Source organism: Streptomyces sp. NPDC046203 (assembly GCF_040646255.1).
Taxonomy (GTDB): domain Bacteria; phylum Actinomycetota; class Actinomycetes; order Streptomycetales; family Streptomycetaceae; genus Streptomyces.
The window spans coordinates 88117-110477 of sequence record NZ_JBEYZX010000002.1 but is presented as its reverse complement, the minus strand read 5'-3'; the positions used below and the strand labels follow the sequence as shown (position 1 = coordinate 110477).

Annotated in this window: 10 protein-coding genes; 1 reads left to right on the top strand and 9 read right to left on the bottom strand. The window is 71.8% G+C overall.

Translation table 11 applies throughout. The features are described from left to right. Window positions 1–125 precede the first annotated feature (125 nt). The 4 genes from ABZ990_RS02255 to ABZ990_RS02240 are packed head-to-tail and all read right to left on the bottom strand — an operon-like array spanning window position 126 to window position 9885. Window positions 126–3179, bottom strand: coding sequence for a DUF3962 domain-containing protein (locus ABZ990_RS02255; RefSeq protein WP_361223907.1), 3054 nt, complete (start codon window positions 3177–3179; stop codon window positions 126–128). A gap of 52 nt (window positions 3180–3231) precedes the next feature. Then, window positions 3232–6936, bottom strand: coding sequence for a hypothetical protein (locus ABZ990_RS02250; RefSeq protein WP_361223904.1), 3705 nt, complete (start codon window positions 6934–6936; stop codon window positions 3232–3234). Then, window positions 6929–8119 (bottom strand): hypothetical protein, encoded by a 1191-nt coding sequence (locus ABZ990_RS02245; RefSeq protein ID WP_361223901.1) that lies wholly within the window; start codon window positions 8117–8119, stop codon window positions 6929–6931. Before ABZ990_RS02245 ends, ABZ990_RS02250 begins: the two co-directional genes overlap by 8 nt. After that, window positions 8116–9885 (bottom strand): PD-(D/E)XK nuclease family protein, encoded by a 1770-nt coding sequence (locus tag ABZ990_RS02240; RefSeq protein ID WP_361223898.1) that lies wholly within the window; start codon window positions 9883–9885, stop codon window positions 8116–8118. The genes ABZ990_RS02245 and ABZ990_RS02240 overlap by 4 nt, the downstream gene beginning before the upstream one ends. 210 nt (window positions 9886–10095) lie before the next feature. On the opposite strand from ABZ990_RS02240, the gene ABZ990_RS02235 reads away from it, so the two are divergent. Continuing rightward, window positions 10096–11571 carry a serine/threonine-protein kinase gene (locus tag ABZ990_RS02235; RefSeq protein ID WP_361223895.1) on the top strand — a complete coding sequence of 492 codons (1476 nt, stop codon included), beginning with the start codon at window positions 10096–10098 and terminating at the stop codon, window positions 11569–11571. Window positions 11572–11652: 81 nt separating this feature from the next. On the opposite strand, the gene ABZ990_RS02230 is transcribed toward ABZ990_RS02235, so the two are convergent. From ABZ990_RS02230 to ABZ990_RS02210, 5 genes are all read right to left on the bottom strand, one after another. Continuing rightward, complete coding sequence (locus ABZ990_RS02230) at window positions 11653–13725, bottom strand: N-6 DNA methylase (RefSeq protein ID WP_361223892.1); 2073 nt, start codon at window positions 13723–13725, stop codon at window positions 11653–11655. Between the two features lie 388 nt (window positions 13726–14113). Continuing rightward, window positions 14114–15382, bottom strand: coding sequence for a TIGR02679 family protein (locus tag ABZ990_RS02225; protein ID WP_361223889.1), 1269 nt, complete (start codon window positions 15380–15382; stop codon window positions 14114–14116). Then, on the bottom strand, window positions 15373–19485 hold the full coding sequence (locus tag ABZ990_RS02220) for a TIGR02680 family protein (protein ID WP_361223887.1): 4113 nt from the start codon (window positions 19483–19485) through the stop codon (window positions 15373–15375). Before ABZ990_RS02220 ends, ABZ990_RS02225 begins: the two co-directional genes overlap by 10 nt. Then, entirely contained in the window at window positions 19482–20714 is a 1233-nt protein-coding gene (locus tag ABZ990_RS02215) for a TIGR02678 family protein (protein ID WP_361223884.1), read from the bottom strand. The genes ABZ990_RS02220 and ABZ990_RS02215 overlap by 4 nt, the downstream gene beginning before the upstream one ends. Next, a complete protein-coding gene (locus tag ABZ990_RS02210; RefSeq protein ID WP_361223881.1) occupies window positions 20711–22294 on the bottom strand; it encodes a TIGR02677 family protein in 1584 nt (527 codons plus the stop codon). The genes ABZ990_RS02215 and ABZ990_RS02210 overlap by 4 nt, the downstream gene beginning before the upstream one ends. Window positions 22295–22361 lie beyond the last annotated feature (67 nt).

The window sequence follows — 22361 nt, the reverse complement described above, 5'->3', positions numbered from 1 at the left end:
GCGGACGGAGCTACTTTCGAAACACGCCCTAGCCCGCCTCCGGCCGAAGCGACGGGTACGCCGCCGCTCACCCGGGCGGCGGCCCACCTGGAGCCCCTCCCCCGAATCCATCCGAATCCCCCTGGTCAGAGGAGAGCCGACCGGTCCGGCGCCTCGCGACGCGGAGCCGGAATCGGCACGTCGGCGGCAGCCGGGGCCGACTCCCGGTCGGCGGGAAGGCTCTCGCTCCCCTCGTCGGAACGCTCCGGCGCGGTCTCCCCGTCTGTCGCCTCCGCTCCCGTCTCCTCCGCCGCGACGGTAGGAAGAACGTACGCCTGAGCCAGTGCGGCGAGGTGCAGGGGAAGCGGAAGGGAGAGCGCGACCGGATAGTCGGGAGCCATGCGCAGTTGGTGCGTCGCGAGAGCGATGGCCTCGGGTTCGTCGGGCGCGGAAGATGACGGCGTCTCCACGTCCCGCTCCGTATGGCAGCCGAGCACGGCGATCTCGGCCAGCGTCGGGTTCCAGGCTCCGGTGCCCGCCTGGGAGGTGAGCTTTCCCGCGGCGTTGACCCGGGCGGCAAGCCTGTCGAGTGCCGGTGAGACCGCGAAGGTTCCGGGACGTTCCGTGCTGCTGTAGAACACCCGCGCGGTGATGTCACCGTGTTCCCCGCCCCCTGGAGGCACGGCCCAGAACCCCGCCGGCTGGCCATGGGCCTTGCCCGGCTCCGCCAAGCCCCACCACTGAGCCGTCTCATGGCCGGCCCGCCCGCGTACCCGGACCAGACGGAGCTCGTCGTCGATGCCTCCCGGTGGAGCGTGACCGACCCTGATCGCGTCGGGTTCGATCTGTCCGTCCTGCAACCAGGGCCAGTGCGACCTGCTGTTCTGCGCATGGGTGATGAGTACGGTCGGGTGATGGCGGAGCGAGTGCAGCATGCGCTGGAGAAAGCGCGCGGTGTCCTTGCGCTGCTCGGACAGATTGGTCCGCCGTGCCTTCGCGGTGATGCGCGGCGCGCCGTCGGCGCCGGGCTCGTCCGGAGCGGACGGGTCGATCTCGGCCTTCTTCACCAGCCCGAGCAGGAAGTGCGGGTAGGGGATCCAGGTGCGGGTGTCGTCGTCCCATCCACGGACGACGCAGAGTCCGCCGCCCTCGGCGAGCGGAGTGACGAGCACGGCGACCGGCAGATGCCTCGGCAGCCGGGTAGGTCCGTCCTTGCGCCGCTTGACCATCCAGAGGGCGGCGTACTGAAGTCCGTCCGGCAGGTCGCCTCCCAGGGTGTGTTCCGGCAGGACACGTACGCCGAGCTGACGGAAGCCGTCCAGCCATGCCTGGTGAGCCCGGTGTTCGACGGTGTCCGCGTTGGCGATCCGCCGTTCCCCGGAGGGCGTGACGACGAACTGGGTCAGCACTCCCGCGTCGGCGCACCCGAGGCGCTGGGCGAACTTGGGGTCGGTGTCCACCTCGCGGAAGGTCGTCCGGTGGCCGATCTCGACCAGGGCGAGACCGGGATTGCTCGGGTCGGCGCCGTCCGCGCGCAGCCAGCCGCTCAGCTCCCGGCGGCGAACGGTCAGAGCACGGGCCGCTCGCTCTCCCCGGCGTCCGACGGCCGGGTCGAGAACGAGCCCGTCCGCGAGCCCGTCGGTGAGCGGCAGGCAGCGCAGCCGCACCACGAGTTCCGGGCTCCGCCATTCGAGCACCACGGGCCGGCCAGGACGGGCGTCGTCGAAGGCCTGTTCCGGCAGGTCGTGTGCTCCGCCATCGCCGTCGAGGCCCAGCGTCCTGGCGAACTCCCGGACCGCGTGGCGGCGCAATTCCGCGGTCCGCCAGAGCAGCCGGGCCGTCACATACGTCTGCTCGGCTTCCGGATCGGACGTGAGCCCGGCACGGTCCCCGAGGATCGCGAGGGCGCGGCGCCGGGCCAGCGCCGCACGTGATTCCTCGGCCTTCTTCGCCGGCTCGCCCACTGGCTTGGCACGCCGATTGGCCGGGGCGCCGATGCCCTTTCCGCGTCCGCGCACCAGATCGGGCAGCCGGACCAGGCCCGGCGGCAGAGCCGTCTCCGCCCAAGCGGTGAGCTGGGACCTCTGATGGGGCATGAGTCCCGGGCCGACCTCGTGCGCGCCCATGTGGTTGCTGTGGACGACGGCGGCCCGGACGCCGGGGCCGTCGCCGATCCAGTCTTCCGGGCCGGCGAGCAGCCGGTCGGGGGCCGGGAACTGTCCGACGACGCTGAGCTGGTGCAGGATGCCGGCCGGGTCGTTCTCGACCCAGGTGAATCCGTTGGAGGCGCGGTCGCGCCGCAGCCGGGCCAGAGCGCCGCGCTCGGTCGGAGGCACCCCGGGAAGCCAGGGGATCTTGGGTCGCAGATACACCGTGGTGGACTGTCCGTACGGCAGTGGCAGCCGTCCGGTGTCGGACCTCGTGTGAGTGGCCCAGCGGCGTACCCCCCAGTGCAGATGCAGCCGCGGCCGCGGGTCGAAGGGGGTGGTGTGCAGCGAGATGCCGAGCGTGATCGAGAACCACCACTCCTTGCGTTTGATGGTGCGGCACAGAGGTTGCGACATGAGCTCCGCGCCTTGGTCCCGGGGGCCTCGGGGCAGCGCCTGGAAGCGCAGTTCACCCCCCTCGAAGGGGTAGGGGTCGAGGCCCCGGACGCGGCGGGCGAGCGCGTCGGCGGCGAGCTGGAACTGCCGGGGCTCCGGTGCGGCCGTACCGCCGTCGGTGGGGTGCGCGCCGAGAAGATCCACCCCTGGCACGCTCTCCCAGTTCAACGGGGTGCCCGCCAGCTCGTCGCCGCATCGCAAGAGGAGGGCACGCAGCTCCGGGGTGGGCTCGGTTCGCCGGGGCATCAGCGTGCGCAGCCAGGCGTTGAACACCTGACCGCCTGCCCGGCCGGGAAGGGGGTCGGGCGCGTCCGCGGGCACGTACATCCAGAAGTCCTCGGGTGGCAGAGGTCCCTCACCGACGGGAGGGCGGGCCCTCGGCCGCACGATCACTTCGGGGGCGAGTGTCTGCAGCGCGGTGTCCAGGCTCCTGGTGGGCAGGGTCCGCTGCCACTCGGCCTCGGGGCGACCGTGGTTATGGAGCGCCAGAAGTGGGCTCCGCCAGTGTTCAGGGAAGCGCAGGACTCGGTAGTCCTCGGTCCATGGCGCGGCGGGGTCTGCGAGGTGGTAGGCGGATCGGCGGATCTCTCGGTACACGGTGATGCTCCCTCGGGGCTGCGTGATGGGGCCGGTGGTTGTCCGGCGTGGGTCAGCGGTCTTCGGGCGGCGAGGTGTCGATCCCGCACAGCGCGTTGTACAGCGGCCGGTAGAGCAGCCTGACCAGGGATGGATCGGCGGGGTCGGCACAGGCTCCGGGGTCTTCGGCGAAGTAGGGGGCCAGCACATCGCGCAGGCGGACCAGCAGGCCGGGATCGTTCTGCCAGCGCGGTCGGCGCCGGTCAGTCGCGCGGCCGCCGGCCGCCGCGAGCCGGGGGGCGAACGCGGCGTCGACGAAGACGACTCTGGCGGGAACCCCGCCGCGGACCAGGCGGCCGATCACCTGCCAGAGGGTGACCAACTGATCCCAGGCGAACGACTCCTTCTCCGGGGCGGACAGCCTGGAGTACATGTAGGAACGGGAGAGCAGGCGGCGCCACACCCCGCGCGCGGCTGTACGGAAGGCGCTGCCCGCTCCGTCCAGATCCGCCCCGTCGCCGACCAGTCCGGCGAAGGTGCCCTCGGCCAGCCCGGGTTGGTCGCGGACGAACCGCGCCGCCCAGTCGTTGACGGCGAAGACGGAGAGGAAGAGGTCGTCCGGGCGGGGGTGGGGGCGAACGAGGAAGAACACGGTGCCGAACGCGGCCACCCGCTCCTCTCCGGGGCTCTGGAAAGGGGTGAGGATGTTGTGTCCGCGTTCGACCGCGAGCAGGGGCGCGACCAGGATCTGGGCGCTCTTGTCGGCCGCGAACTCGGCCAGGTCGCCCCGGCGTACGACGGGCGCCGTCGCCGCTCCCGCGGAGCGCGCCTCCGAGGCGAGGGAGGCCTCCAGCGCGGCGTCGTCCGCGGCGAGCACCCGGACGCGTTCCCGCCAGGAGGGCATCTCCGAGAGCGTCGCGGCCACCAGCGCGGCCTCCCGATAGCTGCCCACGAGCAGAAGGGCTCGTCGACGGCGCGAATCGGGAATCTGTGCCAGTTCGCGCTGGAGGGGACTACCGGTGCGGTCCCGAGGGGGGCGTGCGAGCTTCTCCACGAGGAGGCGCAGGGCGGCCTCTCGCGTCTCCGGTTTCTGCCCGGAGATACGGATGGGCTGCCCGGTGTCGTCGTGCATGAACTCGGTGCGGAACACGGACTCACCGATCGAGCGCAGTGCCTCCGGCTGCGGCTTGAGCACTGCTTGGACGGGCGCCACCACGTGGGCCCGGGTGGACGTTCCCGCCCAGCTGGTCCCGGACATGAGCAGGACGTTCGGGCCCGTCGTGCCCCGGTCGGCGTCGGCGCCCAGCCGGGGCAGGGAGAGCAGGAGCTCGCGGCCCACCCCGGCGCACCGGAAGAAGCGAAGGGTGCCCGTACGCCGGCCGTCCCGGCCATCGCGCTCGTCGAGCAGGAACTGGAAACCGAGGACGTTGCCCATGGGGGACTCGGGCAGCAGGGGCGCGTAGTCCAGAGGCGGGCGCCTGGTCAGCTCGTGCTCTCCGGGATCGAGCCGCAGAGCGGCCTCGACCTGGGGCCAGAGAAAAGTCACCCGGTCGAGCCGCTGGTGCAGGGCCGCCAGTACCAGAGTGAACTCCAGCCGCTCAGCTTGGAGTTCGAGCCAATCCTCGGTGAACTCGGATTCATATCGCGGCACTTCGCCGGGAAGGGGCGGTCGTTCGAAGGGCCTGGGCGCACCGTCGAGCAGGGCGTCGAGCAGAGCTCGCACGCGCCTGCGTGTCCGCTTCTCATGGAGGGTGTGCAGGACGTCGTGGGCCAGACGCGCCAAGTCGTCGGAGAGGGTGCCGTGCGGCCCGCGATCACCGAGGGGGTCGTCGCGGAAGACGTCGAAGACCTTGGTGAGCCGGTCCCGGCAGGCGGCCCAGGGGGTGTCCTCCACGACGGGGGCGGCCTCGGACGGATGCAGGGCCTCCTCGTCCTCGTAGAGCGCCGCCTCGTCCACCGTGTCGTCGTCCTCGACGGCCCGCGGGGGCGGCGGGTACCAGGCGTTGAGCAGACGTTCCTGAAGAGTCCATGGGCTGAAGTAGTCGATCTGAGCCCATTTCCGCAGAGCCGGGGTGGCGATGAGCATGGCGTACAGCCGATCGGCGGCCGAGCCGACGACATCGAGGGCGGCCGACCAGCGTTCGACGTCCTGATCGGAGAGTTGCAGCCGCCCTTGCCGGGAGAGTTCGGCGATCTCATGGGTCTGGAGCCGGTCGAGCCACGACTCGGGGCCGGTGGTAACCAGGGTGGCCGTGGGGGCGAACATCTGGTCGAGCTGCATCTGAACGCGGTCGGCTTCGTCCACGACGACGATGTCGCTGCGCAGACAGGCGAGTTCCAGATACCGCAGGCGCTCGGCGTTGAGCTGACGCGGCACGGACGTCTGGACCAGGCTCGCGGGGTTGGCGACCCAGATGAGCGCGTCCACCAGGTCGCGCGAGGGCGAGTGACGGGGGCAGGCGCTCCACAGCGGACAGGCGTGCGGCTTCCCCGGGTCCTCCGTTTCCTCGCCATCGGCGAGCTCGGGGCCGGCGGCGCCGGTGGTGGCACCGTCCGGGCGCGCGCCCCGGGCGCGCTGGAGTTCCCGGGTGACACGGGCGGCGTGCGACCGCGTGTCCTCCTGCTGGTCGGGTTTGTCCGACTCGCGGCCCACCGGATGCAAGGAGCCGCAGGGCGCGTCGGCGAAGCGCAGGGGCGCGTCGGTCTCCAGGGCGCGCAGCGCGTCGAGCGGACAGGCCGTGCTCAAGTGGGCGAAGGCCGGGTCGGTGTGGTCCAGCAGCGAGCGCTTGCCGCGTGCGGCGAGCCGCCGGTGCAGGCGCTGGGTGTGCTTGGGCCGGGTGGTGGCGCCCTGGACGAGCGCCGCCCGCAGACCGAGCCCCTGGAGAAGCTGGGTCTGGCTGAGCTGCTCGGCGACATCGCCGACCACCAGGGTGGTACGCAGATTGCGCTGGTGCGCCCAGACCGCGAGCAGGATCATGAGGGTCGACTTGCCCGCGCCGACCATGCCCACCAGATGCGTCAGCCCGTCCAGGGTGAGCGCCTCCGCCTTCTCGAAGTCCGTTCCGTCCGCCGTACGGACGTCGAGTTCGAGGCTGGCCAGCCGCTCGCACCATTGGCCGGACGGCCTCCCGAGCTGGAGCTCCCGCGCCTCCATCCACCGCGCGGTGTCCTCGAGTTCGGCGAGGGGAACCTCGATGGGGCCGCCGGGGCCGGGGCGGGGAGCGACGAGGCCGTGCCCCGGCGGGGGATCGAACACGAACTCCGGGGGGATGGTGACGGAGGAATAACGGCGCTGCTCCTTGAAACGGTGGGTCCCCTCCCCCGCGTACGGAAGCGGGTTCGTCGCGAAGCCCGGGACCCGTCCGAGCGCGTTGTCGTAGACCTCGAAGCGGTGAGCGGCCACCGGGTGCGCGACCCGGCGGGCGGGTCCGCCGTCGGCCGGAACCCGGTAGCCGCGCAACTGCTCGGGAAGCTGCCGGTAGCTTTCCAGGCTCTGGTGCCACAGGCGCCGTCGCCTCATGGGCCACAGGAGGTGGCGGGCCGCCGTCAGGGCGAGCTGGTCTTCGGGGGTTCTCGCCAGTCCGGCGGCGGAGGCGAAGGGGTAGCCGCCGAGGAGGACCCAAACTCCGTCCGCCGCCCGTCCGGGCTCCAGCGTCTCGAGCAGCCGCAGGCCCAGCTCGACCTGGCAGAGCAGAGCGGGCTTGATGCCGCGGTACTCCGTGGGCCAGGGCCTCAGGTCTTTGGCCAGTCCCTGGTACCAGCCGCTGCGGTCACGCACGATCCGTCCTCTTCCTCCTGGAGGGCTCCGGCGCGATGCGCGCGTCCGGGCCTCGTTCGCCGCGCAGGCGCTTCCGGGCGGCCTCGACCACCTGATCGTCGGTGAGCAGACGGAGCCCGGCCGCACGCGCGGGGCGTTCCCGGGCGAAGGTCTCCAGGTAGTCGCCGCGCTCACGGACCCGGAAGTGCGGCACGGCCCAACACGCCTCGTCGTACGGCGGCTCGGGCCGTATGGTGGCGGCGGAACGGCCCAGAAACCCCGGGTGGGCCCAGTCCTTCACATCGATCGCCCAGACGTGGTCGTCGGGAAAGGTGATCCTCAGGTCGTACGCGTCGTATCCGGGCCACATCTCGACGGCGAGACCGAGACGGCGCAGCTTCCTCTCCAGATCCACCTCGGCATGCCCTGGCCCGGTGACGAACTGCCGCAGCGGGCGCCGAAGTTGCCACAGCCCCCCCACTTCATCGGCGAGCAGCCGCCGGCCGGGGGGAGGAGGGCCGAGGCGTCGGCAGTGTTCGCGTTCGCACCACCAGCCACCGTCGACCAAGGGGACGAGCAGCGTGAGGCAGCGGTCGCAGGCGAGGCCGACCCCGTCCCTGCCATGGCCCGCCGGCACCGGCGCGTAGACCTCGTCGACGAGGAACTGGACCGGTTCGAGGTAAAGGTCCGTGCTGACGTCGGGCCACTCCGCCTCGGTCAGCACGGGCCGGGTGACCAGCAGCCGCCGGAACGCCGTATACGACTGGGGCAAGTTCGCCGCACGGCAGGCGTTCATGGCCTCGCCGATCACCATCCGGGCGTACTGGCGGCCGGTACTGCTCCCGAACCCTTTGACCTCGAGCTCGCCACAGAGCTGTGTCGGCCTCCCGGAGCGCGGGTCGATGAGCCTGTTGTCCCCCCTGAAGAGATCCAGAGGCAGCGCGTCGAGGGGCCAGCTCCGCAAGGGGCGGGTCCGGCACCAGCTGATCATCTCCGGCACCCCCGCCGGCGGCTGCGCCCCGCCACGCAGACAGGCGAGGACCAGCCCGTCCAAGGCGCGCTGAGCGTCAGGAGGGTACGGCAGGACGAAGGAGTCCAGCCCGCCGACCTCGTCCAGCCGTGCGACGGCCGTGGCGACGTCGCGGAGCAGGACCACATCGGGGTTCTCCCACCAGTCCGGAATCGTCCCGGCGTCCTCGCTCACGCCGGCTCGACCGATCCCGGCGCACCGTCGGTGACGGAGGACGACGGGGAGGCGGAGACGTACGCGGCGCCGGGGGCACACCAGGTACGCACTTGGCAGGTGTGGCAGTGGCGGCCGGTGCGAGGTTCGTACGAGGTGTCCCGGAGCAGAGGCTCGGCGAGATCCGCGATCACCTCACGGGCTTCCGCCACCGTCGCGGGGCGGCTGGGATCGACGGCTTCGAGGCGGCTCTCCCCCGCACCCTCCCGCAGGTGCTCCAGCTCGATACGGCCGCGGCGCACCCCTTCGCCCACCGCTCCTTTGTCGAACAGCAGCACAGCCAGGGCCAGTTGAGGAAAGGCCCGCAGCAGCGGGCGGCCTTCCCACAGGGGTGCGGCAGCGGTCTTGGTCTCCCGCCAGATCCATCGCCCCCGCCGGGTGTGGAGCAGGTCCGGCACGGCGAGGACGACGACGTCCAGCTCGGGGATGTACGCCGTGACCCGGTGCTGCGGCAGCACCTTCTCGTCCTGGGTCAGCCCGTCCAGCGGGCAGAGCGCCCGGTGTTCGTCCAGCATCCGCAGGGCGCTCAGGGCCAGTGGTTCCTCCAGCGAGTGCCCCGGGGGCAGCATGCCCTCGTGCGCCTGGGGAAGTTCCCGGCAGCCGCCGGGGAGAGGCAGCTCGTGCCGCGCGTTCAGCACGGCGTCCACCGCCCGCCCACGGCGCGCCCCGGGGTTCTCGGGAGTCAGGTCGTTGAGATACAGCCGGCGCACGAGGTGGTACTGGGCGGGGCAGTCTCCATGAAGCCGCAGGTCCCAGGCGGAGAGGGAGCGACGCGCGGCCCGGAACGGCGCGGCATCCCGGAACGGTCCCCACAGATGGGGAGTGCGCGGCAGCTCGGCACAGTGCCCGATGACCTTGCAGTCGACACAACTGGCGCCTGGGCGTACTCCGGTGCCGGTGGCAGCGGCGATGAAGGCGGGTGCGGCGTCCCGCCCGAACCGCTCGCGCACGGTGTCCGGCCCCCAGTCGAGCAGGAGGGTGACGCTGCCGTCCGCACAGCCGAAGTCGAAGACCCGCACCCGCTTCGGTGGCGTGGGATTCATCAGGGAGGTCTCCGGCGGGCGGGCCTGACGTGCACGCCTCCGGGCGGGCAGGCCCTGTGCGACGACATAGGCGATCGCGGCCTTCTCCGCCGCCGGACGGTCGGGCTTCGCACGGCCGAAGGAGGGGATCCACAGTTCCCTCACCGCACCGTCCGCGGAGGCGTACTGACGGCCCCAGGTCTTGTGCTCGTACTGCCGGGCGCCCCGGCCGTCGGGGTGCTCCCGGAGCGCGGTGCGCACGGTCCAGTCCAGCCGCACCGGGACGGTGGGGGGCAACCCAGCGGCCTGCGCGGCGTATTGCTCCCGCGTACGGGCGGCGACATACCGCTCGAACGCCTGGATGGTCCATGCGATGAGGGAGGGGTGCGCGGGTGCGCTGCGCCCACGGAACGCGCCAGATGTCTGGCGCAATTCCTCGACCACCCGGCCGGGTTGCCAGCGCTCGTGCTCCCATAGGTCCAACGCGGCGAACAGGGGGCCGGCTCCGAAGTCCTCCAGGAGCTTGGGCCGTTCACCCATGAGGGGTACGCGCGTTGTTCCGGTGACATCCAGAACCTCCGCGCCGAGCAGGGGCCGGACCACGGTGCGCAGATGGGACGGGCAGGCATGGGGGTCGGTCCGGGCATGGGTGGTGCTGACCTTGACCAGCCAGCTCTCACCGGTGGTTCCGGGCGGATTCTCCATGGTTCCCCCTGCTCAGGGCGGCACGGACGGGGTGAACCGAGGAACGGGTCACCGAGGCACCCAAATAGCATGACACACCTTGTGAACTATGTCGTTGCCCGACATCTATCTCACGCAATACACGGTACGCTGCGCCCAGACGGGGCACTGGTCGACTACGGAGGGGCGCAGAGGGTGGAAGCAGGCTGGGGTGAAGTGCGGGCAGGGGAGTTGATCGGCGACCGCTACGAACTGGTCGATCTGACCGGCAAGGGCGGGATGGCCCAGATCTGGCGGGCCCGTGACCGGAAGGTCGGCCGACAGGTCGCCGTGAAGTTTCTGCGCCTGGATACCGAGGAGCTCCGTCAACTCGACACCCGGGATCAGGAAGAGCAGCTCGACCACCTACGCCTCAGGTTCAATCGCGAAGCAAGGCTTCTCGCCAGCCTGCGGCACCCCAGCATCCCCGAGCAGTACGCCTTCGGGGCTCATCACGGGGTCCCCTACCTGGTCATGTCCTACGTGGCAGGAATCAATCTGCGCAGCTTCCTGGAGAAGTACGCACCGCTCACGTCCTCCGTCGCCGCCTCCGCCGCCGCGCAGATCGCCGCCGCCTTCGTTCATGCCCATGGACTCGACGTGCTCCACCGAGATCTGAAGCCGGAGAACATGATGATCTCCGAGCAGGGTGTGGGGTTCGTGATCGATTTCGGCATCGGCAAACAGCTCGGAATCGAGTCCACCCTCACCCAGCCTGGATCCTCCCTCGGCACTCCGGGGTATCAGGCGCCGGAGCAGATCCTGGGCGAGGAGGCCACCTCGGCTTCGGATGTCTATTCATTCTGCTGCGTCCTCTACGAACTCCTCACCGGAAGACCCCCGTTCATCGCCAACGACCGGGACGGAAAGGTGGAGCGCCAGCACCTGCGCAAGATGCCGTTGCGCCCGGGCGATCTCGCGGCGGGAATCCCCGACGCCTTGGACAAGCTGGTGCTCTGGGGGCTCTCCAAGGACCCGAAACAGCGCCCGACCATGAGGGAAATCCTCGATATCTTGGTCGAGTTCACTCCCCGGCCCGGCGCCCCCGAGCTTCTGCCTCGGCCGCCTTACGACCCCACGCGCCCCTTCCGGTGTCCCGAGACGACCGTGGACCCGGACGAGTCACCCCAGCAGGAGTCCATCGGAAGCATCGAGACCGACGAGCAGGGGGGATGGCTGGACCCGGATGTGGTCACACTGCTCTGCACGGAGGCCGAGCGGGAGTTGACCGAGGGAGGACCTGGGGGCGCGGTGAGCGAACTCGCCGGGCTCACCTCCCGTGTTCGCGAGGAGTGGGGACGCCGCCCGCTGGTCCGGAGGGTCTGGGAACTGACCGCCGGGGGGCTCTGGCTCGCGGGAGACTTCGATGCCGCCGCGCAGCGGTACCAGAGCATCGCCGACGAGCTGGTGACTGGAACAGGCCCTCAGGCGCGGGCCGAGCGGGCAGTGTTCGGCCTGCGCGCCGCCCGGTGTCGGCTGGAGTCCGACGGAAACATCGCAGCGGCCGTCGACGTGGTCACCGAGGCCGGTTACCTGGCGGCGTCACTGCCCGAACCGTACGCCAGTCAGCTGGAGACGGAACGCCGCGAGGTGGCGGATCGCATCTCCGAACTGCTCGCCGAGCGGGACGGCGGGCCGGACTCCAGCACGGCACCCGAGCGGGAATGACGTCACCGGGCCGGGCCGGAGCCGGACCCCCCGGACCGGCCCGGCATCCCCCGGCAGACTTCCGTTCCCTCAGGCCCCGGTCTACTCCCCCTGAGCCAGGCGGCCCGCCGCGAGTTCGTCGCCGAGATCCCGTCCCAGCCCCCTGGCGACGGCACTCAAGCGCTCGGCCAGCCTCTCGAAGGTGGCCAAGTGCCGGAACGCGTCGCTGTAGCTCACCTGTTCCGACAGGTCGATCCGGCGCACCTGGAGCCGGCGTACATCGATCCGCGATGAGCTGGACGCATGGGTACCGGCGTGGCGGGCGTTGGCCGGTGCCTTGAGCGACCCCGCCAGGAACCAGGGGTCGAGTACGTCCGGGTCGACCCGGAGCGCGTGGATCTGCGGGCCCACCGCCATCGGCGGGCCTTCGTGGACCCAGGCCGAGAACTCCCTGGACACACCGACGACCACCACGTCCCGGGGTTCCACGACGACGGCGTCGTCCGGATACACCCACCCACTGGGGGACTCGTCCAACAGAAGATCGGAGAGGGTCAGCAGCGGGACTCGCCCGTGCCCGGGCTCCGGTACGGCCGCTTCGGCCGGAAGCCGGCCCGAGCGCAGGGTGAGCGCCTCCGCCCGAGCGAGTTCGCCGACGGTCGCGCTCGGCTGATCCTCCGTACCGCGGGTGAGTTCGAGGGCGGACAGACAGGTACTTCCGGTCCGGAGAGCGTCGAGCAGTTCACCGACCTCGCTCCAGGAGTCCGCGAGCCGGGGTCCGGCGTGCCCCGAAGCCGGGGTGACATGGCGGCCGGGAGTGAGGTCCACCTCGTCGTCGAGGAGGTCGATGACGGGGACGGCCGCGGCCCACGCGGTCGCGCCGGAGTCCTCGGCTGTCCGTTCACGCGATGCCCCGGCGCCCGGTCCCCCGTCGGCCGTGCCGACAACGGACCTGATAAAGGCCCCGAGTTCGCCCCACTCAGGACCGCTGTCCCGAGAGGTGGACCGGGGAAACCGCGCGGCCGCGTCGACGAACAAGAACTCCCCCGGCCCCTGCGGACTCTCCCCTGGAGCAGGCCGCCGCAGCACCCACAGGTGCAGAGAGAGACTGTGCGGCGCGGCGGATCCGGGCGGAAGAGCCACCACGGCCCGCAGGGCCCCGGTGCGCAGCAGCGATCTGCGGATTCTCCGTCCGGCCTTGCGCGCGGCCACGGTCGGCGGCAGGAGCAGGACCGCGCTGCCGCCTGGACGGAGCCGGGCCAGGCAGTGCTGCACCCAGGCCAGTTCCGGCTCGGTGCGGGGCGGGGTGCCGTGCACCCACCGAGTATCCGCGGCAAGGTCCTCGTACCCCCAATCCCGCTCGTTGGCCGGCGGGTTGCAGAGCACCATGTCCGCCTGTGCGCCGATGAGGGGATCCGCGCGGAGCGAGTCCCCCGGCGCGATGACGGCCACGGGCGCGGGTCCCGGCGCCTCGGCCTCCGGCAGCAGTGCGAGCCGCGCGTCGGTCAGAGCGGTGAGCACCGGATCGCGGTCACAACCGAGAAGCGCGGCGGGCCGGTTCAGCGTGGTAGGGGCGGCCTTCGCGGCGGCGGCCAGCAGATGGCCCGCTCCGCACGCGGGGTCGAGCACCCTGAGGGGATCCTCAAGGTGCTCGCCGACGTAAGACCCACGCGTCCGCAGGGCCAGCTCGGCCATGAGATCGGCCAGTGGCTCGGGGGTGGTGGCGACCTGGCGTACGTGGGTGTCCAGCCAGCGGCGCAGGAGATACGTGAGGATGTCGTACGAACCCTCGCGTCGCCCCAGCTCCACAGCGGCCCGCACCGGGCCCGACCTGGCGCCGCCAGCCCCGTCGCCGTCCTCCTCCCTGCGGGCGAGCAGTCGTCCCACAGTGGCGATGGCGAGCCCGGTCTCGTCACGGTCGCCCATGGCATCGAACCGGGGCCAAAGCCATTCACGGCTCGTCGCCGCCGGGCCGTCTCCCTTGCCCAGTTTCCCGCTGTCCCTGAGCCATTTCTCGATGTCCGTCAGGGAGAAGTGCGGGCTCGTGTCGGTGCCGCCGATCCGTGGCGGAAAAGTGTCGTGCCGACGGCGCCAGTTGCTGACGGCGGCCCGCCCCACCCCCGCGAGCCGGGCGATCTCTGCCAGGGTCACCGGTACGACGGGGGGCGAGGTCATTGCTTCTCCAGAGGCGTCGGCCGAGCGGAACCGGAGCGCCGGCTTGCGCGAGCACGTGAGCAGGCAGCCCCTCGCACCTTCCCGCTTCCGGGCCAGGCTAACGCATTGACTTTGTTCACAGGGTCACGCCACGCATATGCGCGCCGGCCTCAGTGACCCCGCCAGGGCACGGAGAAGCGGCGGCGCACCGTCCACGAGTCGCACCGCACCCACAGGCGAAACACCAGCCCAGCGCCCTTACTTGATCGGCTCAAGGATCACCGCGCATCACGTGCACTACGGGCGCTACGCGCGCTCCCCGCCGTCCTGGCCGTCTCGATGTCCTCGAAGACCGCCACCAAACGGGCCGATCTCACCGCACCCCGGACCCTCGCCCAGCCGGGCCGCGTCACGCGCTTCGCGCGAGGTCGGACAACAGCAGGTCCAGCTCCCTCTCCTCCTCGACACGGACACCGAGTTCGGCGACGGCCGCCGCGAGTGCGGGCTCCCAGGGGGTCTTTGTCGGGGTGCCGACGAGCGGTGACAGCGGAGGTGCGACGCCGCGCAGTGCGGCAGTGCGATAGTCAGCGGCCGTATAGCGCCAGGGCCGCCATGGGACGTGGCGATGAAGGACACCGGCGATCCGGAGCCCGCCCCAGTCGAAGTCGCCGTGGTAGCGCAGGGCCGCTCCGTGGTCGTGCAGCCTCCGGAGCAGAGTGAGGGCGGCGGCGGAAGGCTGGCCCTGGAGACAGACCAGGGGCGGGCAGGCAGAGCCAAGTGCGTCGGCAGCCGCCGCGAGGACGGTCGGGTTCTCGCAGATCCACACCACGGTAGCGGTGACGGTCGGGGGCCTGCGGGTGAGCTGGCGAAGGGTGAGCACGCAGGGTTCGCCGTCTTCGGCCAGGCGGTCCAGGGCGGGTGTGCCGCGCAGGTTCAGGGTCAGGACGGTCGAGGACAACTCGTCCCGCAACAGTCCCGCCGAGGCCCACGCCTCGCGTCGCCACTCCGCGCCCTGACCCTCGCGGAAGCCGGTCAGCGCACGGACCCCGGACAAGGTGAGGGTGGCCACTGGAGTGCCGTCGTCGAGGGCGTGGGCCCCGCCGAGGACCCGGGCGGCGAAGGCGGGCAGCGAGACCGCCGGGACGGCGGGAAGCACGCGGAGTGCGGTGCACACCTCGGTGAGCAGGGCGAGTGTGGCGTCAGGCGTGCGCCCCAGGCGCCGCGCGAGGCCGTCGGCGCGTATCCGGGCCGCCCACCGCGCGAGAGCGGGTACCGAAGCGACGAGTTCGTCGAGCGGCGCGTGCGCCCGCTTCCAGGCGGCCTCCGCCTCGTCGCGGGTCCGGGCGAGCGGTGTGACAGGTCCGGTGAGAGCCTCGACCGCGGCGGCGAGACCGTTCGGACTCACGCCCGAGCGGCGCAGTACGGCGTCGACCGCCTCGAGACGTACGGTCAGGGACCTCCCGTTGCCGGGGACTCGGGCGAGCAGTCGCTCGAGCGCCGCCCGCTGGGCGGGCGTGGGATCGGCCAGCGAGACCGCGCCGGTCAGGGGCTGCCCGGCGGTCAGGCGTCGGCGCGTTCGTTCGACGAGCCAGGCGAGATCCGCTGTGCCGAGGAGCCGGAGGAGCCGGGGGCGGTCGACCGCTCCGGATGCGGCCCCCGCCCCGTCCGTCAGTTCCACAGCGGCTCCGGTTCCTCGCTGCCGGGGACCTCACCGGGGAGGCCTCGTACGGGGTCCTCCCGGAGTCGGCGGCTCGCGCCGTCCCACTCCCAACGGGTGACGAGAACCGCCGCCACCTCGTCGACGCGGGACAGCTGGGCGATGGCGATACCGGGGACCTGCGGGTAGCAGGCCCATTCCCGTTCGCTGGTCATCACCACGTCGAGGTCGAAGGCGCTCAGCAGGCCGAGGCACTTGGCGCGCGAGTCGTCGTCCACGCCCGCGAACGCCTCGTCCAGCGTCACCAGGCGGGGCGCGTGCGGACTGCTCGCACTGGCGTAGTGCGAGGAGGCGGCGGCGAACAGGGGTACGGAGACGGCGAGGACGCGTTCACCGCCGGAGGCGGGGCCCGTGGCGGGGACCCAGCGCCCTTGCTGATGGCGCTCGACGCCGAACTCGTGCCAGGAACGGTAGTCGAGCGCGGTGGTGAGGTGTTCGAGCCAACTGCCCGAACCGTCGTCGGACTGCTGTCGGGCGATCTGGGCCTGGAGGAACTCGCCGACCGATGTCCGGTCTTCGGCGGTCCACGCGTCGGCGGACTGACGCAGCCGTTCCCGGGCGGGGGCGAGTCCGGGCGGTGCCTTGCGCGAGGGCCGCCACACCAGGCGGAGTCTCATTCCGGTGGAGGTGGGACGGTCCTCCAGTTCGGTGTTCATGTCCCGTACTTGACGCTCGGCCGCACCGATGAGTTCCTGGAGGGTGCCCGCGACCTCGGTGATCAGGTGGGTCTCGAGGATCTCCCGCTCGTGGGCGGACAGGATGCGGGTCAGCTCGCCGACTTCCGTGGCGAGCGCTTCGGCGAGTTCGGGTACGGCCCGTTCGCGTCCCTGGTAGACGATGTCGACGACCATGCCGTCTTCGACCATGCGCGCGGAGGCGCTGTGCCCGTGCCGGGACAGGGTGTCCTGCAGGGTCTTCAGTTCCTCGCTGAGCCGGCGCTGGACGCGTTCCCAGGCCGCCTCCGTGTCGTCGACCGCCGACAGGGCGGTCTCGACGGCGCGGGCGAACGTGATGGCCGGGGTGGCAGCCCACGGGCCGTCGCCCGCGGCGGGGATCACGAGGTCGGGCAGCGCGACCGCGACCAGGCCGGTGGAGGTGAAGCGCTGGAGCCCGGCGATGGCCTCCGCGCGGGTGCCGACGACTTCCGTGAAGTCCTTCTCCAGTTGCTCGATCCGCCCTTCGGCACGGCCGGCCTCCCGGTCCGCCTCCGCGTGACGTCGCCGGACGGTCTGCTGGCCGGCCTCGCAGATCCGCTGTGCCTCGGCGGTCTCGGCGAGTCGCCGTTCGAGTTCGGCGACGGCCGCTCCGACGGTGGAGCGCAGGGTCAGGTGACGCGCCTCCGCCGCTGTCGCCTCATGCTCCGCGGCTTCGGCCCGCTGGGCGAGAGCGCCGGCCCGCCGCTCGGCCTCGACCGTCTCGGCGTGCTCGTCTTCCACTTGGCGGGCGGCTTCGCCTTGTTCGCGTACCGCGGGCCACAGGGCGGCCAGGGTGGCGGCGAGGGAGCCGAGGGCGTGACGTACGGCGGTGAGTCCAGCCCGGTCGGCGGGCAGACCCAAGTCAGCGGCGGCCTCCGCGAGTTCGGTGGCGGCGTGCTCGGCTCGCCCGGCTACCTCGGCCACTTCGGCGACGCGCTCCTCGCACCGTCCACGGGCCTTGCGTACGGTGCCGACGGCGGCGCTCACGAGCGCGTGCGCCCGGGTGAGCGGCGATTCGTCGGGGACGGAGGCGAGTTCGGTATCGAGCGTGCGACGCCGGCTCGCGATCGCTTCGGAGCGGTCCGCGATGGAATCCGATTCCCGCCGCAGGGAGGCGAGTTCACCACTCAGAGCCTCAATGCGGGCTCTCCGCGCCGTCTCCCGCGCGCCCTCGCCGATGTACGCGGCGGCGGGCTTGGCCCACGTGCCGGTGAGCGCGCCAACGCGGAAGCGGCCGTCCGCCGCCACCCATGTTCCGGCCCCTCCCCCGCCGTCCAGGCCGATGGCCCCGAGCAGGCCGGTCGTCGCTTCGTCCAGGGTCGCGGCCCGCCCGTCGCCATGATCCATGGCCGGGCACAGCACGTCGGCCAGCGAAGGGCCGCTCACCGGTCCGTTCGACGGCGCGAGAAGGACGTCGTGTCCGTTCGCGTCGAGAGCGGAGCCGTCCGGGAGCACCCAGGCGTCGAGAAGGCCGGACGCTTCGAGCGCCGCTTCGAGACCCGCACGCTCGGGTGTGGACAACTCGTCGCGGAAGTCGACCAGTCGCCAGAGCGGCGCGCCCGGCGTCCGGTCGCGAAGGCCGGGGGTGCGGGTCGCGGGGGGCTGGGGCTCCCGGCCGCGGCCGGCTTCCAGCGCGGCGAGTTCCCGCTGGACCTCGCCGGTACGTTCCGCCAGCTCCGAGCCCCTGCGGGCGGCGTCGGCCGCCTGGTCGGCCAGGTCCGCCGTGCGGACGGTGTGCGCCCTGGCCGCGTGCACCCGTGCCGGGTACGGGCCGTCGAGGCGACGCGCCCATTCCTGGAGTTCGTCGAGAAGGCCGGTCTCGTCGGCGAAGGCCAACTCCCGCCAGGACCAGGCGTGTTCGCGTACGTCGTCCAGGAGGGCCTGTCCGGTGCGTGCCCGCCCCTCCTCTGCCTCGGCGTGCGACTCGACAGCCAGGGCGAGGTCGGTCTCGGCCTCGTCGAGGCGGCCCGCCGCCCGGCGGTGCGCGGCGACGGTCTGCTCGGCTGTGTCGAGGAGTCCCTCGACGTGGACGAGGGCGCGCTGGGCGCGCTGGGCGATGTCCTCGGTGGCGCGCCGCAGTTCGGGCTCGGGCAGCCGGTCGTCGAGCGGCAGGGCGAGGTACGCGGCGGTGGCGTGTGCCTGTGCCTCCGCCGAAGCCTCCTGGACTCCGATCCGCGCCGCACGGAGTCTGTTCTCAGCGGCGCCGAGGCGCCCGAGAGCCTTGGTGTGGAGGGCGTTCGCCCGGTCTCGGTCCTCTTGTGCCTGGTTCGCCGTCCGCGCCGTTCGGGCCACCGCCTGCGCGGCGTGTTCCAGATCCCGCGCGTCACGCATCTCGGGCGCCTCGCGCAGAGCCTTGTCCTGGGCCCGCAGGCGTTCCGCGGTCTGCGCGAGGGAGCGGATCTCTTCTTCCGCCGCCGCCCGCTTCTCCTCGGCACCGGTCCGCCGCTCCTGCGCGTCGGTCAGGTCTCGTTGCACGCGCTCGTAGCGGGAGTGCTCGGTGCGCGGAAGTCGTGCCCGGCGGCGGGTGGCGATGCGCGCGTAGCGCCGGTAGTGCTCCAGGAAGGCGGATGCCGCCCGCTGCGCGGCGGAGGCGACGGCCAGCTCGTCCTTTTCCTCGTCGAGGGAGCGGAACGCCTCGGCCACGTCGGCGATGACCGCCTGGTCCATGGGCGGCAGTGCCTCGGTGAGGGCGCGGGAGAGGGCGGCTTCGTTGGGCCGCTTGGAGAGCTGGGGCTGACGCAGTTGGATGAGCAGGTCGACCAGGGCCGCGTAGCGCTGCTCGCCGAGGCCGAAGAGGGCTTCGTCGACCGCCCTGCGGTACGTTCTGCCCTGGTCGTACACCATGCCGTGGCCGGCGATGGCCTCGGCGAGACGGTCCCTGGACAGCGCTGTGCCGGTGGCGTCGAGCAACCGGAAGGTGTTTTCGGCGCGTTCGGCGGAGCCGTGGTCGACACGCTGGCGGGTGACGGCGTACCAGTGGCGGGCGATGCCCCGGCCGCTGACGGCCTTGAGCCCGCACAGCAGCGTACGGAAGTGCTGCTCGCCGGTAGTGTCGTCGAGCCTGCCGAACTCGATCCAGGTGTATCCGAGCCGTTCGGAGTGCGGGTGCTCACCGCCGAGGAGCAGGTTCCACTCCATCCGCTTGCCCGGGTCGCCATCGGGCTCGACACGGCGGGGGCTGAGATCACCGTCGAGGAGGAACGGCAGGGTCAGGGCGAGCACCTTGGATTTACCGGTGCCGTTGTTGCCGCGCAGCAGCAGACGTCCGTCCCGGAAGTGGAACTCCTCCACGTCGTAGTGGAAGAGGTCGACGAGTCCGACGCGCAGGGGCTGCCAGCGGGAACGCCGCGGGGTGGGGAGGCGGTTCACGTGGTGGCCTTTCGCTGTGGAGGCACGGAAGTGGAGCCGGGTTCGCGGATGACGCTCTCACCGACCGCGTACCGGGCGAGCGCGGGGCGGGCCGTGACCGCGTGCGTGGTGCGGGAGACCAGGCCGAGCGCGGTGAGCCGGGCGACGGCCTGCTCGACGAGTTCGGTCTCCATGCCGGGCTCCCGGGCGGACTTCGACCAGAAGCTGCCGTGTTGGGCGGCGAGTTCACGGACCTTGAGGGCCAGGGCGTCGTGGGTGACGGGGGCGTCCGCGCCTGCCAAGTGCGCGGCGAGCAGCAGGGTGACATGGCCGTGGGTACCCTGCTCGGGCATGCGAAGGTCGGTGAGCTCGTCGTCGGGGTCGACCATGGCGATCCCCTCGGCCCGCACCTCGGCGATCAGCCCGGTCAGTTCGGTGATCCGGGCGGTGAGGAAGCCACGCTGCCGGGTGAGGTAGCCGAGTTCGGTGTCGGAGAGCTCGTCGTAGTAGAGCACCGGATCGTCGAGCAGCCTGCGGGTGAGCGAGCGGCGCATCGCCCGGAAGCGCAATTCGTCACTGTCCAAGGCGGTTTCGGCGACGAGTTCGACAAGGCGGTCGCCGAAGGGCTCGGCGTGGACGGTGGAAGGACCACGGCGGGAGGTCAGCAGACCGGCGAGGACCCGGCGTTCGACGTCGTACAGGACGTCGCCCGCCCCGCTGACGTATGCCTCCTCCTCGCCGGCCACCCGGCGCAGCACGCCGAGTTCGAGCAGCAGCCGCACGACGGCCGCGAGGTCGAGGCGCTCGTCACGGCGTTCCAGCGCGAACTCGATGCCCGTCTCGGCGAGTCGGGGATCGGCGGCGTCGAGGACGATCCGGTCGGCGAGCCGCCCCAGCGCGATCTGGGCTTCGCCGCGTTCGAGGGCGGCGAGCGCGAGACAGAGCAGCACGTACCGGCGACGAGTGAAGGGGGTGGCACCGCGGCCCGCCTCACGCGCCGGGTGCGTGGGGTCGGTGAGTACGCCGGGGATCTTACGCAGCCGCGCCGTCTCGGCGTCCGCTTGGAGAGACCAGCCTGTGTTGCGGTCGAACCATTCCCGGAGCTCCGACGCGTGCCGCCGAACGAGCCGGAACTCGTCCGCGTGCCGGCCGCGGGCGTGGAGGAGCGGATGTTTCAGCAGGGCACGCGCGGCCTTGCGCAGGTCGGCGGCGCGCTGGCCGTCCAGCACCTCGGCGAGAGGGGTGGTCATGGGCCGGGGGCTCCGTCCGTCAGGGTGTCCGGATCCGTGAGGTCGAGGATCTCGATGAGGTGGTCCGGGCCACTGAACACTCCGCCGAGCGTGCGGACCTCTGCGATCGTGCCGTCGCCGAGAGCGGTGAGCCGGATTTCCATGGAGCCGTCGTTGCTGGTGGCCACGGTGTGTTTCATCCCTGGGCGCCAGGTGGACAGCGCGTCGCCCAGAAGTTGGAGGAACAGGCCGAAGGATCCCGGGTCGAGTTCGCCGAGATCGGACAGCCGCGTGACGCCGTCGGTGACGAGCCGGCGGCGGGCGGCAGCGGTCTCGGCGGCCTGCTTGGCGGCCGTCTCGGCAAGAACACGCCGCCTCACCTCCCGGTCCTCGACCTTCCGGGGCTTGCCGCGCCGCTCGTAACTTCCGGTGCGGCGCAGTTGGGGGCTGATCCTGAGTGGCTCCGCCCCGGCCCAGGGCGTGGTGGCGGGGACGGGCTTCTCCGCCCGGGCGGAGAGGGTGTCGGCGTCGATGGTGAGATGCCGGGCGGGGTAGAGGCCAAAGGCCGCGCGCCACAGCCGGTGCCGGGCGTCGTCGTCGGGTGCCTCGGCGAACCAGCGGGCCAGGGTCCGGAAGTCGGCGGACCGGTCCGAGCGCCCCGAACGGCGCTCGTTCAACGCCCGTACGACCGCAAGGAGTTGTGGGATCGCGCCCAGGGCCCGGCCGCGCAGCAGCCGGGCCTGGGACTCGCGCTCATTTCTGCTGATGAACCACGCACCGAGCCCCTCCCAGCGCGCGGCCCAGCGCGCGTATGCCTCCCGCTCGGCGTCGGCGGCGTCCTCCGGTGAGGCGTCGGCGGCCTCGCGTCGGGCGGCGGCCGTCAGCAACCGGTCCACCCGGTCGTCCGTCTCCAGTTCGAGGATCAGCCGGGCGATCCGTCCGCCCAGCGTGATCAAGTCCTGGATGAATCGCTCCAGATACTGGATGAGCCGGTCCTTGTACGCGAGGAAGACCTCGTCCTCCACGTCGTGCAGGTCCATGGTCCTCTGGAGCGACCCCATGAAAGCCCGGGCGTTGTCGGCGAGCGCGGCGAAGCGGTTGGCCAGGGTGTCGAGCGTCAGGTGTGTCTTGGCCGGGTCCAGCTCGCTCTCCGCCGCCAGGACGAGGAGGGCGCGCAGCTGGGTGACGATGTCGTGCAGCGCGACGGCCTGCAGCGCGCCACGACGGCCGAGCGCCTCGTCGTAGGCGGACAGCGCCGTCTCGGCGGCCTCTCCCTCACGCGTGAGCTGATAGATGAACCGCTTCCGGTAGAAGTCCTCGACGGCTGTGACCCGCGCGGTGTCCGGATCGGCCCGCAGATTGCCCCAGACGACAAGCTTGTCGAGCGCGGCGACGACTGCCTCCGGCTCGGCGGGGCGGCTCTCCGCCGGGAGCGCGGCATGGACCTCCTCGGGGCGCAGATGGACCGCGAACCGCTCCTTGGCCACGAGGAACACCCGCATCACGTGGCGGTAGAGCGGAGTGTTCCGGACGGTGAGGTGGGCGAAGGGGCCGAATCCGTCCGGTTCGGGAGCCGGATCGGCCGAAGTGGTGGCGCTCATCGCCGCCATTGTCCCGTACCGGGGGCGGCTGCCGGCGAGGACGAGCAATCCTGTCCGCTTCCTTGCC

Coding starts and splice junctions, on each gene's coding strand:
- ABZ990_RS02240 (WP_361223898.1), bottom strand. CDS start 9,885: ATGGAGAATCCGCCCGGAACCACCGGTGAGAGCTGGCTGGTCAAGGTC.
- ABZ990_RS02230 (WP_361223892.1), bottom strand. CDS start 13,725: ATGACCTCGCCCCCCGTCGTACCGGTGACCCTGGCAGAGATCGCCCGG.
- ABZ990_RS02215 (WP_361223884.1), bottom strand. CDS start 20,714: ATGACCACCCCTCTCGCCGAGGTGCTGGACGGCCAGCGCGCCGCCGAC.
- ABZ990_RS02210 (WP_361223881.1), bottom strand. CDS start 22,294: ATGAGCGCCACCACTTCGGCCGATCCGGCTCCCGAACCGGACGGATTC.